Genomic DNA, 13231 nt, shown 5'->3' with positions numbered 1-13231 from the left:
CATGGCTGGTGAAGTACGCGGGGCGCTCAGCCCTGAGCGGGAGTGGTCGCGCGGGGACCGTGCGAAGGCCGCGGCCAAGCTCATGGTGGGCTGGGTGGCGCTGCTGTGGCTGCTCGAAGTGATCGACGTGGCGAGCGGTCACGCGCTGGACGACTTCGGGATCATCCCGCGCTCTGTGCCCGAGCTGGTCGATGTCGTGCCGGCCTCGTTCATCCACTTCGGCTTCGCCCATGTCGCGGCGAACAGCGTTCCACTGCTGGTGCTGGGGTTCCTCTCGGCGCTCGGTGGGCTGCGCCGTTTCGTCGCCGTGTGTGCGCTGATCATCGTCGCGGACGGGCTGGGTGTCTGGCTGATATCCCCGGACAACACGAACACGGCGGGCGCCTCCGGCGTCGTCTTCGGGCTCTTCGGGTTCCTGGTCGTCAGCGGGTTCGTCGAGCGGCGGCTGATGGGGGTGGCGGTCGGGGTTCTCGTCGCGGCCGTCTGGGGCGGGTCGATCCTGGCGGGGATCGCGCCGACCGAGACCGGCATCAGCTGGCAGGGGCATCTGATCGGGTTGGTGACGGGGGTGGTGGCGGCGTTCCTGTTCCGGCGGCGCGAACCCCGCGGGGCGCTCAGCGCGTAGGGCGCGCCTTCGGGTCCACGGGGAGGCGGGCGGTGGCGATCGTGAGTTTGCCGAGGGGAGCACCGACGGTCAGGTCAGGGCCGTAGGGGATGGTGTCGCGGCCCTGGTAGCCGTCGGGGCCGGGATTCCACATCATGACGGCGTGGCCCTTGAGCGGATCCAGGATCACGTAGTGGGTGATGCCTCGGGAGGCATACCAGCGAGGCTTGATCTCGTAGTCGCGGCGGATGCTCTCCGGCGACACCACTTCGGCCACGAACTCGATCAGATCGGCGGGATACGAGCTGCGGTTCTCCGCTTCCGCCTCGGCCGGGATGACCGCGATGTCCGGGCAGAACTCGTTGGCATCGTCGAAGGGGAACGCCACATCGCTCACCAGCGCCCAGTCCGGCGGAAGCTGCTCCTCCAGGTTCGCCGACACCCTCAGGATCGTCTTCCCGTGGAACGGCCTGACCGGGTTCATCACGATGCTGCCCTCGACAATCTCCGTCAGATAGCCGGGGAACATGTCCTCCAGCCTGCTGAGCTGCGAGTGCAGGCGGTCAATGCCCGAGACGGTCACGCTGGCCTCCCTGGGGTCCTGCTCTCGATGGTAGGCCGACGGTAATCAGAGGGTCAGACCCCGAACCAGAAGATCCAGCAGCGCGCACACGAACAGGGCAATGCCGATGAACCCGTTGACGGAGAAGAACGCGCGGTTCAGCCGGGACAGGTCGTGCGGCCGGACGATCGTGTGCTCGTACACGAACGCGCCCGCGACGATCGCCAGGCCCAGCCACAGGAAGGCGCCCGCGTCCGTCATCACCGCGTACCAGACGAACAGCGCTGTCGTCAGGGCATGGCAGACGCGCGCCGCCCACACCGCCGCCGGGATGCCGAAGCGGGCCGGGACCGACAGGACGCCGGATTCGCGGTCGGAGTCGATGTCCTGGCAGGCGTAGATGAGGTCGAAGCCGCCGATCCAGATGCCGACGGCCAGACCGAGGACGACCGCGTCCCAGGACCAGGTACCCGTGATCGCGAGCCACCCGCCCACCGGCCCCATGGCCTGGGCGAGGCCGAGGATGGCCTGGGGGTAGTTCGTGAAGCGTTTGCCGTAGGGGTAGACGACCATCGGGATCACGGCGACGGGGGCGAGCGCCAGGCAGAGCGGGTTCAGCAGCGCCGCCGAGCCGAGGAAGACGACGACCGCGATCAGCGCGCCCGTCCAGGCGTGACGCACCGACATCGCGCCCGTCACCAGCTCACGGTGTGCCGTACGCGGGTTACGGGCGTCGATCTCGCGGTCGATGATCCGGTTGACCGCCATCGCGAACGTGCGCAGGCCCACCATGCAGATGGTGACGAGGAGCAGCCGGGCCCAGTGGATGTTGCCGTCCAGCTGGAACATGGCGGTGAGCGCGGCGATGTACGCGAAGGGGAGCGCGAAGACCGAGTGCTCGATCATCACCAGCCGGAGGAAGGCTTTCGTCCGGCCCGGCTGCGGGATCGCGGCGGAGGCACTGCTCACAGGCCGTACTCCTTCCAGCGGCGGTCGACCAGGGCCGCCGTGGCCGGGTCCGACTCGACCATGTCGGGCCAGCCCCCGTCCCGCGTGTAGCCCTCCTCGATCCACTTCTTCGTGGCGTCGATACCCGCCTTGCCGCCCCAGAACTGCTGGTAGGAGGCGTGGTCCAGGTGGTCCACGGGGCCCTCGACCACGGAGAGGTCGCGGGCGTAGTCCGTGTTGCCGAGGGCGCGCCAGGCGACCTCGTGGAGGTCGTGGACGTCGCAGTCGGAGTCGACCACCACGATCAACTTGGTCAGGGACATCATGTGGGCGCCCCAGATCGCGTGCATGACCTTCTGCGCGTGCTTGGGGTACTTCTTGTCGATCGAGACGATCGCGCAGTTGTGGAAGCCGCCCGCCTCGGGGAGGTGGTAGTCCACGATGTCCGGGACGATGATCTTCAGCAGTGGCAGGAAGAAGCGTTCCGTCGCGCGGCCCAGGGGCCCGTCCTCCGTCGGCGGACGGCCTACGACGATCGACTGGAGCAACGGCCGCTTCCGCATCGTCACGCAGTCGATCTTCAGGGCGGGGAACGGTTCCTGCGGGGTGTAGAAGCCGGTGTGGTCGCCGAACGGGCCCTCGGGGAGCATCTCGCCGGGCTCCAGCCAGCCCTCGATCACGACCTCCGCCTGTGCCGGCACCTGCAGCGGCACCGTCTTGCAGTCGACCATCTCGATCCGCTTGCCCGAGACGAACCCGGCGAACAGGTACTCGTCGATGTCACCGGGGAGGGGTGCGGTGGAGGCGTAGGTCACGGCCGGGGGGCAGCCGAAGGCGATGGCGACCGGCAGGCGCTCGCCGCGCTTGGCGGCCACCTGGTAGTGGTTGCGGCTGTCCTTGTGGATCTGCCAGTGCATGCCGATGGTGCGCTTGTCGTGGCGCTGGAGGCGGTAGAGGCCGAGGTTGCGTACGCCGGTCTCGGGGTGCTTGGTGTGGGTGAGCCCGAGGTTGAAGAAGGAGCCGCCGTCCTTCGGCCAGGTGAACAGCGCCGGAAGCTGTTCCAGGTCCACGTCGTCACCCTGGAGGACCACCTCCTGGACGGGGGCGCTGTCCGCCTTCACCTTCTTCGGCGGGACGTGCACCATCGCGCCGAGCTTCCCGAACGCCTCGCGCACGCCCACGAAGCCGTGGGGCAGCTCGGGCTTGAGCAGGCCGCCGATCTTCTCGCTGATCTCGCCGTACGACTTGAGGCCGAGGGCCTTCAGCAGGCGGCGGTCCGTGCCGAAGACGTTCATCGCGAGGGGCATCGAGGAGCCCTTCACGTTCTCGAAGAGCAGGGCGGGGCCGTCGGCCTTGTTGACCCGGTCGACGATCTCCCCGACTTCCAGGTAGGGGTCGACTTCGGCCTTGATGCGCTTGAGATCGCCCTCGCGCTCCAGTGCGCGGAGCAGGGAGCGAAGATCGTCGTAAGCCATGGGGCCAAGTATCCCCGAGGGGCTACCCTGACCCCGTCACGGGGCCCCGCGCACGGCCCCGCCGTCGTCACCGGCGGCCGGTCGTCCGGTCCGCCACCGCTTCCAGGGGGCTGTTCCATGCTCAGGGTGTTGATGTACCTCGTGCCGTTGGCGCTGACGATCTACGCGTTCATCGACTGCCTCAACACCCCCGAGGACGAGGCGAAGCACCTGCCGAAGATCGCCTGGGTCTTCATCATCCTGCTCTTCTGGATCGTCGGCCCCATCGCCTGGCTCGCCGCCGGCAAGCTGCGGGCCGCCCCCGGCGGCGGCCGCACGCCCTCCGAGTGGCACCGCAACCAGCGCACGGAGTACGTCGCCCCCGACGACAACCCCGAGTTCCTGAAGTCCCTCGCCGAGGACAACAAGAAGGACGAGTCCCTGCTGAAGAGCTGGGAGGCCGATCTCCTCCGCCGTGAGGACGAGCTGAAGCGGCAGGAGGAGGAGAAGGGCGAGAAGCGGGACAAGCAGGACGGCGAGGAGTAGGGACCCGCGAGGAGCAAGGGCCCTCCCGCAGCCGCCTCAGGCTTCCCGCAGCCGCCTCAGTCTTCCCGCAGCCGCCTCAGTCCTCCCGCAGCCGCCTCAGTCCTCCCGCAGCCGCCTCAGTCCTCGCGCAGGACGAGCGTGAGCAGTCCGGGGAAGCGGGTGTCGAACTCCTCGCGACGCAGGCGGTTGACGCGTTTGGCGCCCTCGTCGCGTTGTTCGACGAGTCCGGCGCCGCGGAGCACCGAGAAGTGGTGGCTGAGGGCGGCCTTGCCCACCGGCACGTCGAAGCTGCCGCAGCTGCGCGTCCAGACCGGCGAGCCCGCCAACTCCCTCACGAGCGCGACGCGTACGGGATCGGCGAGGGCCGCGAGGGCGGTCAGGACCGGAACGTCGTCGGGGTGGGTGTGCTCGGGGGCCGCCCGGTGACCGGCACGTTCCACCATGTCCGCCCCTCCCCTCGCGCTCCTGGCGGAGCGTTCGCTTCTTGCAGAGTGTTCGACGAGAACCATACACTCGCGAGTGTTCGCTTTTCATTGAACAGTCGAGCGGGAGTCCGGCATGCGCGCGATCGAGTTCCAGGAGTACGGCCACCCCGAGGTCCTGAAGGTGGTGGAGGCCGAAGTCCCCGGGCCGGGCCCCGGGCAGGTGAGCGTCGACGTGGCGTACGCGGGGGTGAACTTCGCCGACCTGAAGGCCCGCGCCGAGGGCTACCGGGTCCCGGCGCTCCCCTACCGCCCCGGCCTGGAGGTCTCCGGGCGGGTGCGCGTGCTCGGCGAGGGCGTCGAGGGGCTGAGCGTCGGGCAGCAGGTGACCGCGCTGACGGACGCGGGCGCGTACGCGGAGGTCGTGGTGGCCGATGCGACAACCGTGTTCCCGTTGCCCGAGGGGGTCGGCCTCCGTACGGGCGCCACGCTGCCCACCGTGCTGCCGACGGCGTACGCGCTCGTGCACGTGGTGGGGCGGCTGCGGGCCGGTGAGACCGTGCTCGTGCAGGGCGCGGCAGGCGGGATCGGCACCGTGGCCGGGCAGTTGGCGAAGGCGGCGGGCGCGGCGGCGGTGTACGGGGTCGTGTCGGACGCCGCCAAGGCCAAGCACGCGCTGGACCACGGCTACGACGAGGTCTTCGCCGGCACCGGCACCGGGTTCTTCACGGACGAGGTGCGGGCCGCGACCGGCGGCCGTGGCGTCGACCTGGTACTCGACCCCGTCGGCGGCGACACGCTCCGCGCCGGGCTCGCCTCCCTCGCCCCGTTCGGCCGCCTGGTCTCCTTCGGCAACGCGAGCGGGGAGCGGCCGTGGGCCGTGGGCCAGCCCGAGCTGTACGCCCTCGGCCTGACCGTCTCCGGGTTCTCGGTCCTCGCCCTCGCCAAGTCCGCCCCCGCCGAACTGCGTGCCCTCGCCGAGCGGGCCTTCGCCACGGTCGTCGACGGGACGGTGTCCCTGCCGGTGACCGCGGAGTTCGGCCTGGCGGAGGCGGCGGAGGCCCACCGGCTGATGGGCACACGCAAGAGCGTGGGAAAGCTGCTGCTGCGGGTGGGGGGCGAGGAGGAGGCATAGAAGCACAGGTGCCGCCCCCCGCACCGCCCCGCGCTGCCCCGCACCGCCGCCGGTGACGGGCCTGGCGGCCTCCACCCTCAGTCGGCCGGCCCCCGCCTCAGCCGGCCGGCCCGCCCTCAGCCGCCCCTGCCCTCCCTCGGCCGAGAACGCCCTCCCCCCACGCCGTCAACCGCCCTACCCTTCGACCCGATGCCCCCGCACGATCGAACCTCCGCCCGCCTGCGCCCCGTCGACCTCGCCCGCCTCTGTGGTGTCTCCACGCAGCAGATCCGCAACTACGAGGAGGCCGGGGTGCTGCCGCCCGTGCCGCGCACGGACTCGGGGTACCGGGTCTTCGGGGACGCGCACCGGCGGGCGCTGCTGACGTACCGGGCACTGTCGAAGGGGTACGGGGCGGTTGCGGCGACGCGGATCATGCGGACCGTGCACGAGGGGGACGTGCCGGGGGCACTGGCGCTGGTGGACGCGGAGCACGCGGCGCTGCACGCGGAGCGGGTGTCGTTGCGGGCCACGAGCGAGGCGCTTCGGACGCTGGCCGGGGAGCCGCCCGAGGACGACGTGCCCGGCACCGACCTGCTGATCGGCGAGGTCGCCGCGCTGCTCGGCGTGCGCACGTCGACGCTCCGCGTCTGGGAGGCCGCCGGTCTCCTCTCCCCCCGCCGCGAACGCGCCACCGGCTACCGCCAGTACACCCCCGACGAGGTACGCGACGCCCGCTTCATCCTCGCCCTCCGCCGCAACCACTACCTCCTCGACCACATCCACCCCGTCCTCGAAGACCTCCGCCACGAGGGCGGCACCGATGCCCTCCGCACCGCGGTCACGACGCGCCACACCACCCTGACCACCCGCACGGCGGCGATGCTGGAGGGGGCGGGCCACCTGCACACGTATCTGACGCCGTCCGACGACGCGACCTCCGTCTGAAGACGTCCGCATCCATCCGTATCCCATACTTTCGTCGCCCACCCCTGGACCATCGGCCGACGGCGGCGAGGCCCTCGCCCGCCCAGACTGGCCGCAAGTCACTGGGAGGGGCAGGCGGATGAGGATCGGTCGGGGACGGTTTCTGGGGCTGGCGGCAGCGGCCACGGCGGCGGCGGTGCTGCCGACCACGCGGGCGGCGGCGTTGATCGGGACGACCGCGCCGAAGGCGGGCCGGGGGCTGACGTACCGGAGTGTCGTGTACGAGGTGGGGGCGGGGGACACGCCCGGGACCGCGTGGAGTGCCCAGCGGGTGCGGCGGGACATGCGGGCGATCCGGCAGGAGTTGCGGGCCGACGCGGTCAAGGTGACCGGGGACGGGGTGGAGCGGCTGACCCGGACCGCGGCGGAGGCGGCGGAGCGCGGACTGAACGTGTGGCTGGAGCCGACGCTCGGGGATGTGCCGCGCGCGGACATCCTCGACCATCTCGCGGAGACCGGCCGCTTCGCGGAGGGGCTGCGGCGGCAGGGCGTCGACACGCATCTCAGCGTGGGCTGTGAGTTCTGGCTGTTCGTGCCGGGAATCGTGCCGGGTGACCACGTCCTGGAGCGCGTCGAGAACCTGCTGAAGGGCAACTTCGACCCGGAGCACATGATCCGCGAGCTGCGCGCCTTCACCGCGCGGGCCGCCGCCGTGGGCCGCTCCGTCTTCCGGGGCCGCCTCACCTATGCCGCCGCGGACGAGGAGGCCCTCGACTGGATCGACTGGACCCCCTTCGACATCGTCGGCCTCGACTACTACGCCGACCACCCGAGCCGTTCCGCCCACGTCCGCGACCTCAGGCGCTACCTCCGCCCCGGGAAGCCGCTCTCCATCCAGGAGTACGGCTGCTGCACCTTCGAGGGCGCCCCCGAGATGGGCGGCATGGGGTGGAGCGTGGTCGACCACGAGAAGGAGCCGCCGGAGATCAAGGGCGACGTCACCCGCAGCGAGGCCACCCAGGCCGCGTACGTCACCGACGTCCTCGGCGCCTTCGAGGCGATGGACCTGTACGCCGCCCACGCCTTCACTTTCGTCTCCCCCGACTCCCCGCACCGGCCCGACGACCCGCTCCACGACCTCGACCTGGCGAGCTACGCCCTCGTCAAGCCCGTCCAGGACCACCCCGGCGACCCGGCCAGCGACTGGCACTGGGAACCGAAGCAGGCGTTCCGCGCGCTGGCACGGGCGTACGGCCGCGCACGCCCCTGCTGACCTCGCCCTCGAACCTCGACCTTGGCCTCGACCTCGGCCGTCTGGACACCCCCTCCCCCGCCCTGATCCGGGGCGATACACGTGAGCCCGGCGTTCCGAGGGCAGAGTGAGGCCATGGATGAGGCCATGAATGACGTCGTGGATGACGTCGTGGATGACGTCGTGGATCAGGAACAGGCACAGGAACAGGCACAGGCACGCGCATGGCTCGCCACCGCCGTGGAGGAGGCGCGGGCCGGGCTCGCCGAGGGTGGCATCCCCATCGGGGCCGCGCTCTACGGGCCGGACGGCAGCCTCCTCGGGCGCGGTCACAATCGGCGGGTCCAGGACGACGATCCCTCCATGCACGCCGAGACGGCCGCGTTCCGCGCGGCGGGACGGCAGCGGACGTATCGCGGTACGACGATGGTGACGACGCTCTCGCCGTGCTGGTACTGCTCCGGCCTGGTGCGGCAGTTCGGGATCTCGCGGGTGGTGGTCGGGGAGGCCACGACCTTCCACGGCGGGCACGACTGGCTCGCCGAACACGGCGTGGAGGTCCTGGTGCTGGACGACCCGGAGTGTGCGTCCCTGATGCGTGACTTCGTCGAGAACAACCCGGCACTGTGGAATGAGGACATCGGTGACATCGGTGAATAGGCCCAGGACGCCCCGCATCCCCACCATCGATCTGGGCCCCTGGCGCGACGGCGGCCCCGAAGCCCGTGCCGGCATCGCCCGTACCGTCGACGAGGCGCTCCAGACCGCCGGTTTCCTGCTCGTGACGGGGCACGGGGTCGATCCGAGCCTCCGGACCCGTATCCGCAAGGCCGCTCGGGCCTTCTTCGTACTGCCCGTCGAGGCCAAGCAGGCGTACGAGGTGAAGGTCGGCGGACGCGGCTGGCTCGGGCCGGGGGCCGAGGCCAACGGGTACGCGGAGGGGACGGAGACTCCGCCGGACCTCAAGGAGTCGCTGACGTTCGCGACGCACGAGCCGTTCGACGACCCGGTCGTGAACGCGGAGTGGTACGCGCCGAACGTGTGGCCGGCGGAGGTGCCGGAGCTGCGGGCACTGTGCGAGGAGTACCTGGCGCGGATGGCCGAGCTGGAGAACCTGCTGCTCTCCCTCCTCGGCCAGGCCCTCGGTCTGGAGCCGGACTTCTTCTCCCGGCACATGAGCCACCCCACCTACGGCTTCAACATCAACTGGTACCCGGGCACGGAGGTCATCGGCGACCCCGTGCCGGGCCAGTTCCGGATCGGCCCGCACACCGACTTCGGCACGGTCACGATCCTCGACCGGCAGGCCGGGAAGGGCGGACTCCAGGTCTTCACGGACGAGGGCGGCTGGGAGGACGCCCCGTACGACCCCGCCGCCTTCACCATCAACATCGGTGACCTGATGGCCCGTTGGACCGGCGACCGCTGGCGTTCCGGACGCCACCGCGTCCTGCCGCCCCCGGCCGACGAGCCCGCCGAGGAGCTGATGTCGCTGGTCTACTTCGGCGAGTGCACCCCGGGCACGGTCGTCGAGTCCGTTCCCCCGCCGGTCGGACGGGTGGCGCACCCACCCGTGGACTCGCACGTCTACCTGCGGGCACAGCTGGACTCGATCACCGTCGACTGACCGACCGTTCCGCTCCCGCGTCGCGTCTCGTCCCGTCGCGTCCCGTCGCGTCGCGTCGCGTCGCGTCGCGTCGCGGGAACCTCCTCACCCCGGAAGCCGTCTCCCCCTGCGTCACCTTGTATCGAACGTTTGACACAAGATCCCGGCCGGGGCATCTTGTACTCACCGCTTGATACAAGATGATCCGGGGGGATCTCCGCATGCTCGACACCGCGCCGCTCCAGCACCGGTTGCTCGACCACGCCGACCACTACGCCCGCTGGTCCGGGCTGGCCATAGGCCTCGTGGTCGCACAGGAGCTGTCCACGCTGGGGGACGTCGAGTTCGAGCAGCGCGTGGTCTTCTGCATCACGGCCTTCGGCCTGTGCGCGGTGGCCGGCGTCCTGCTCGCCGATGCCCTGACCCTGCGCCCCCAGGAGGCCGTCCGCACCGCGAGTCTCGCCCCGCGCCTGGTCAGAGACCATGTGCCACCGCGCATGGGTCCTCTGATCGCCCTCCAGGGGGTCTCCCTCGTCGTCCTGCTGGTGATCACGGCCTCCGTCGACCCCGACCGCGTCTTCAGTGCAGGGAAGGTCTTTACCCTCGCCTGCAACGGGATGCGCGTGACCACCGGCCCCTGGCCCGGCCTGTACTACACCCTCCCGATGTTCGGCGCGCTCGCCATAGCCACTCCCACCTGCGTCTGGGCCCTGCGCCGCATCGCCCACGGCCCCGGCGAGGAGCAGCAGCGCCGGGACCGCGCGTGGGCGGTCACCGGGGCGTGGGGCCTACTGGTGTCGAGCCAGCAGCTGTACGCCGTGCTGATGGTCTCCCTCGCGCTGACGGAGACGGGGTGCGCCGGCGTACTGGGCGTGCTCACCTTCTGGGTGTTCTACCCGCTGGCCCTGCTGAACCTGATCACCGTCGTCTGGTCCCTGGTCACAGTGGTGGCACCGCGGGCCGTCGAGGACGAGGCGGCGGCAGAGGGGTCCTACGACGATGAGTGAGGCCGCCGTCCGCGTCGACACCACCAGCCAGGTCCCGCCGTACGAGCAGATCCGCGCGCAGCTCGCCGCGCTGATCGTCACCGGGCGGCTGGCCGAGGGCGACCGGCTGCCGACCGTGCGGCAGCTGGCCACCGACCTCGGACTGGCACCCGGCACCGTGGCCCGCGCCTACCGCGAGCTGGAGGCCGGCGCACTGATCCGCACCCGCCGGGGCGCGGGCACCCGGGTGGCGGCACCCCCCGTCGGCCCGACCCGCCCACACGCCGTGCAACTCGCCACCCTCGCCCGCGACTTCACCTCCTCCGCCCGCGCCCTGGGCGCCGACACCGAGGCCATCCTGACCGCGGTCCGCGAGGCGCTGGGCCCGGACCGGCCCTAGTTCACGAGGGGACCTCTTCCAGGTACGAGCTGAGCACGGCGACCTGGATCAAGAGCAGCCACAGCGGCGACAACGGCGGCAACTGCATCGAAGTAGCCCCCGGTTTCCCCGGACTCGTCCCCGTCCGTGACAGCAAGAACCCCCACGGCCCGGTACTGGTCATCAACCGCTCCGCCTGGCTCTCCTTCATAGGCGCTGTTCGGTCGGAGTCGTAAGCGAACGGTCAGCCTTCGCCGTACTCCGGAACAACGGCCCCTCCCTCCACAGCTGTTGATAACCACAGCAGCTATGACAACGGCAACAACGCAGACCCACGCCCTCTTCGACATACCCACCGCGTTCCAGCCCCCGGAGGAACCCCCCTTCGTGGTGCTGGCGGGGGCCCGGGGGCTCGGGAGAAGCACCGTGCTGCGGGAGTTGCGGGCGGCGTGCCGGGGGCGTACTCCCGTCGCGTTGATCGACGGCGAGGAGACGCGGTTCGACCGGCCTCCCCCGGGCCGGCCCCCGGAGACCTGGTCGCCCGCCTACGAGGCGCTGTCGGCGATCGCGGAGCAGCTCGCGGAACCCGTGGGCGGGGCGGGGCGGATCACGTTCCCCCGGCTGGCGTGCGGGCTGCTCGCCGTGGCGGCCGGAGGTTGGGGAGATCGCGGGCTGTCGCGGATCTGCACGGAGGCGGAGCGGGTCCTGCTGCTGAGCGACACGGGCGGCTGGCTGGCGGGGCGGTGGGTCGGGAAGACCGTGGCCCGGCTGGTGTCGTCGATGTCGGTCCAGGGGCAGCCGGTGGTCGAGGCGATCATCGAGGCCGCGCTGGAGGCGTTCAGTGAGGGCATGTCGTCCTCGCACCGGCGGCTGCGCCGGGGCGCGGTCTGGTACCGCGACCATCCGCACGCGGCGGGGAGCCCGAAGCTCGGCCTGGTGCTCCTCTCCCGGCACTTCAGGGCGGGCGGCGACGCCCGGACCCACGCCGAGCACCACCTCGTACGGGCACTGCTCGCGGACCTGGACGACGCGTACGCGGGGGTCGTACCTCGGGCGCAGCGGGCCGGGCGGCCGGTGATCCTGCTCGACAACGTGCAGGAGGCGGCGGGGCGGCGGCTGATGGAGTCGGTGCTGCGGGACCGGGCCGACGGCAGGGCCGACCAGGTGTCGTTCTTCGCCGGGCTGCGGGGACAGGGCCACCCGGCCCTGCGCAACGCGACCCGCCGCACACTGCCGGAGGCGACCCGTGCCGACGGCTGGACACCGGGTGGTACGCCGTCGTCGCACGCCCTGCTGGTGCCGTTGCCGCCCCTGTCACCCGACGAGACGCGGCATGTCCTGGAGACGGCCTGCGGCGCGGAACAGGCGACACCGACACCGATGCCAACACCGATGCCGGTGCCGTTGTCGACGCCGCCGCCGACGCCGGCGCGAGTGGCGATACCGGTGCCGTTCCCGCCCCTGCTCCCGTCCGCCATCCACCGGTTGACCGGCGGGAATCCCGCCGGCACGGCACTCATGGCCGAAGCGGCCCGCCGGAACCTCCCCCGTGGAGTCACCGCGCCGGCCGACCTGCTGCTCGCCGACCACGCCGGACGCCCCACCTACCAACTGCTGCTGGACCGCCTGCTCCCGGACGAGGAGCACGTCGACGAGCTGGCCGTCCTCGCCGTCGCCCACGACCACGACTCGGCGGTAGCCCTCGCCGAGTCCCGGCTCCCGGCCGGGTTCGGCGAGCCGGGCGTACAGGCCCTGGAGGACCGGCTCGCGGCGGAGGGCCACCCACCCGCCCCCGACCACTTCGTGGGCGACGCCTTCCTACGCACCCTGCTGTTGCTGCGGCTCCGCCACGGGACCACCACCGACAGCCCGAACCGCCCGGACCGTCCGAACCGTCCGAACCGCCCGGACCGTCCGGACCGTCCGACCTGGCGGGACGCCCACCACACCCTGGCCGCCCACTACGGCAGCGCCCGCCCCCTCCACCGGGCCCACCACGAACTCGCCCTGGGAGAGGCGGACTTCGCGGTGACGCACCTCAGCGACACCTTCCACGGGGCGGACCCCCGCACCTGGCTGAAGTCCCTGGCCTTCATCGCATCGGCCCCGTACGACGACGGCCGGGGCGCGGTGGCACTCGGCCGCCCGGACCCGGCCCTTCACGCCCGCGTACGCCGGCTGCTGCACGCGGTGTGGCAGCTGACGGATCCCCTCGTCCTACCGGACCCCGAGGTGGCCGAACGCATGTGCCGGGACCTGGAACACCTCTCCGCCACCCGCCCGGCCGCCGACGCCCTCCTGTGGCGGGCGTCGAAGGACTGGCCGGACGACGCGCTCGCGGGCCGCCCGCTGCGCGTGGGGTGACCAACCGCCTCCGACTCCGACTCCGGCGACGGCGACGGCGACGCGCGATGGGGCGGACCTCGCCAGG

At 71.6% G+C, this 13231-nt stretch carries 15 protein-coding genes; 11 read left to right on the top strand and 4 right to left on the bottom strand.

From position 1 onward, the window contains the following. Position 1 precedes the first annotated feature (1 nt). Positions 2–625 carry a rhomboid family intramembrane serine protease gene (locus OG858_RS27270; RefSeq protein WP_086749873.1) on the top strand — a complete coding sequence of 208 codons (624 nt, stop codon included), beginning with the start codon at positions 2–4 and terminating at the stop codon, positions 623–625. Here the strand turns inward: OG858_RS27270 and OG858_RS27265 are convergent. Genes OG858_RS27265 through OG858_RS27255 form a run of 3 tightly spaced genes read right to left on the bottom strand, consistent with a single transcriptional unit; the run spans position 615 to position 3589 of the window. Further along, positions 615–1187, bottom strand: coding sequence for a Uma2 family endonuclease (locus OG858_RS27265; protein WP_086749872.1), 573 nt, complete (start codon positions 1185–1187; stop codon positions 615–617). The genes OG858_RS27270 and OG858_RS27265 overlap by 11 nt on opposite strands. A 45-nt stretch (positions 1188–1232) precedes the next feature. Beyond that, positions 1233–2135, bottom strand: coding sequence for a menaquinone biosynthesis prenyltransferase MqnP (gene mqnP, locus OG858_RS27260; protein ID WP_319066372.1), 903 nt, complete (start codon positions 2133–2135; stop codon positions 1233–1235). Next, positions 2132–3589, bottom strand: coding sequence for a menaquinone biosynthesis decarboxylase (locus OG858_RS27255; protein ID WP_319320306.1), 1458 nt, complete (start codon positions 3587–3589; stop codon positions 2132–2134). The genes mqnP and OG858_RS27255 overlap by 4 nt, the downstream gene beginning before the upstream one ends. 117 nt (positions 3590–3706) lie before the next feature. Here OG858_RS27255 and OG858_RS27250 point away from each other — a divergent pair, with 117 nt between their 5' ends. Then, positions 3707–4114, top strand: coding sequence for a PLD nuclease N-terminal domain-containing protein (locus OG858_RS27250; RefSeq protein ID WP_328544329.1), 408 nt, complete (start codon positions 3707–3709; stop codon positions 4112–4114). A gap of 116 nt (positions 4115–4230) precedes the next feature. Here OG858_RS27250 and OG858_RS27245 read toward each other — a convergent pair whose 3' ends face one another. Beyond that, positions 4231–4557 (bottom strand): ArsR/SmtB family transcription factor, encoded by a 327-nt coding sequence (locus OG858_RS27245; RefSeq protein ID WP_086753979.1) that lies wholly within the window; start codon positions 4555–4557, stop codon positions 4231–4233. 115 nt (positions 4558–4672) lie between these two features. Between OG858_RS27245 and OG858_RS27240 the strand changes: the two genes are divergently transcribed. The 9 genes from OG858_RS27240 to OG858_RS27200 all read left to right on the top strand — a co-directional run bounded on the left by OG858_RS27240 (position 4673) and on the right by OG858_RS27200 (position 13164). Then, positions 4673–5671, top strand: a complete 999-nt coding sequence (locus tag OG858_RS27240) for a quinone oxidoreductase family protein (RefSeq protein WP_319320309.1) — start codon at positions 4673–4675, stop codon at positions 5669–5671. Positions 5672–5860: 189 nt separating this feature from the next. Further along, entirely contained in the window at positions 5861–6598 is a 738-nt protein-coding gene (locus OG858_RS27235; protein ID WP_319321376.1) for a MerR family transcriptional regulator, read from the top strand. A 118-nt stretch (positions 6599–6716) separates the two neighbouring features. Next, complete coding sequence (locus tag OG858_RS27230) at positions 6717–7850, top strand: abortive phage infection protein (RefSeq protein ID WP_319268429.1); 1134 nt, start codon at positions 6717–6719, stop codon at positions 7848–7850. Positions 7851–7976: 126 nt separating this feature from the next. Further along, on the top strand, positions 7977–8489 hold the full coding sequence (locus OG858_RS27225; RefSeq protein WP_328544330.1) for a nucleoside deaminase: 513 nt from the start codon (positions 7977–7979) through the stop codon (positions 8487–8489). After that, positions 8482–9456, top strand: a complete 975-nt coding sequence (locus tag OG858_RS27220; RefSeq protein WP_408059492.1) for an isopenicillin N synthase family dioxygenase — start codon at positions 8482–8484, stop codon at positions 9454–9456. Before OG858_RS27225 ends, OG858_RS27220 begins: the two co-directional genes overlap by 8 nt. A 200-nt stretch (positions 9457–9656) precedes the next feature. Further along, positions 9657–10442, top strand: a complete 786-nt coding sequence (locus tag OG858_RS27215) for a hypothetical protein (RefSeq protein WP_256960682.1) — start codon at positions 9657–9659, stop codon at positions 10440–10442. Continuing rightward, complete coding sequence (locus OG858_RS27210; protein ID WP_086750471.1) at positions 10435–10821, top strand: GntR family transcriptional regulator; 387 nt, start codon at positions 10435–10437, stop codon at positions 10819–10821. Before OG858_RS27215 ends, OG858_RS27210 begins: the two co-directional genes overlap by 8 nt. A gap of 29 nt (positions 10822–10850) precedes the next feature. Then, on the top strand, positions 10851–11036 hold the full coding sequence (locus OG858_RS27205) for a DUF397 domain-containing protein (RefSeq protein WP_319321377.1): 186 nt from the start codon (positions 10851–10853) through the stop codon (positions 11034–11036). A 73-nt stretch (positions 11037–11109) separates the two neighbouring features. Next, positions 11110–13164: a hypothetical protein gene (locus OG858_RS27200; protein WP_328544332.1), complete on the top strand. Its 2055-nt coding sequence runs from the start codon at positions 11110–11112 to the stop codon at positions 13162–13164. Positions 13165–13231 lie beyond the last annotated feature (67 nt).

The organism is Streptomyces europaeiscabiei (genome assembly GCF_036346855.1).
Taxonomy (GTDB): Bacteria; Actinomycetota; Actinomycetes; order Streptomycetales; family Streptomycetaceae; genus Streptomyces; species Streptomyces europaeiscabiei.
The sequence above is the reverse complement of the archived record's forward strand: the minus strand, read 5'-3'. Positions and strand labels throughout refer to the sequence as shown.

What these genes read in the sequence shown, in the direction of transcription:
- OG858_RS27210 (WP_086750471.1), top strand. Translation starts at nt 10,435, where the DNA reads ATGAGTGAGGCCGCCGTCCGCGTCGACACCACCAGCCAGGTCCCGCCG.
- OG858_RS27245 (WP_086753979.1), bottom strand. Translation starts at nt 4,557, where the DNA reads ATGGTGGAACGTGCCGGTCACCGGGCGGCCCCCGAGCACACCCACCCC.
- OG858_RS27250 (WP_328544329.1), top strand. Translation starts at nt 3,707, where the DNA reads ATGCTCAGGGTGTTGATGTACCTCGTGCCGTTGGCGCTGACGATCTAC.
- OG858_RS27200 (WP_328544332.1), top strand. Translation starts at nt 11,110, where the DNA reads ATGACAACGGCAACAACGCAGACCCACGCCCTCTTCGACATACCCACC.
- OG858_RS27255 (WP_319320306.1), bottom strand. Translation starts at nt 3,589, where the DNA reads ATGGCTTACGACGATCTTCGCTCCCTGCTCCGCGCACTGGAGCGCGAG.
- OG858_RS27230 (WP_319268429.1), top strand. Translation starts at nt 6,717, where the DNA reads ATGAGGATCGGTCGGGGACGGTTTCTGGGGCTGGCGGCAGCGGCCACG.
- OG858_RS27235 (WP_319321376.1), top strand. Translation starts at nt 5,861, where the DNA reads ATGCCCCCGCACGATCGAACCTCCGCCCGCCTGCGCCCCGTCGACCTC.
- OG858_RS27240 (WP_319320309.1), top strand. Translation starts at nt 4,673, where the DNA reads ATGCGCGCGATCGAGTTCCAGGAGTACGGCCACCCCGAGGTCCTGAAG.
- OG858_RS27270 (WP_086749873.1), top strand. Translation starts at nt 2, where the DNA reads ATGGCTGGTGAAGTACGCGGGGCGCTCAGCCCTGAGCGGGAGTGGTCG.
- OG858_RS27215 (WP_256960682.1), top strand. Translation starts at nt 9,657, where the DNA reads ATGCTCGACACCGCGCCGCTCCAGCACCGGTTGCTCGACCACGCCGAC.
- OG858_RS27225 (WP_328544330.1), top strand. Translation starts at nt 7,977, where the DNA reads ATGAATGACGTCGTGGATGACGTCGTGGATGACGTCGTGGATCAGGAA.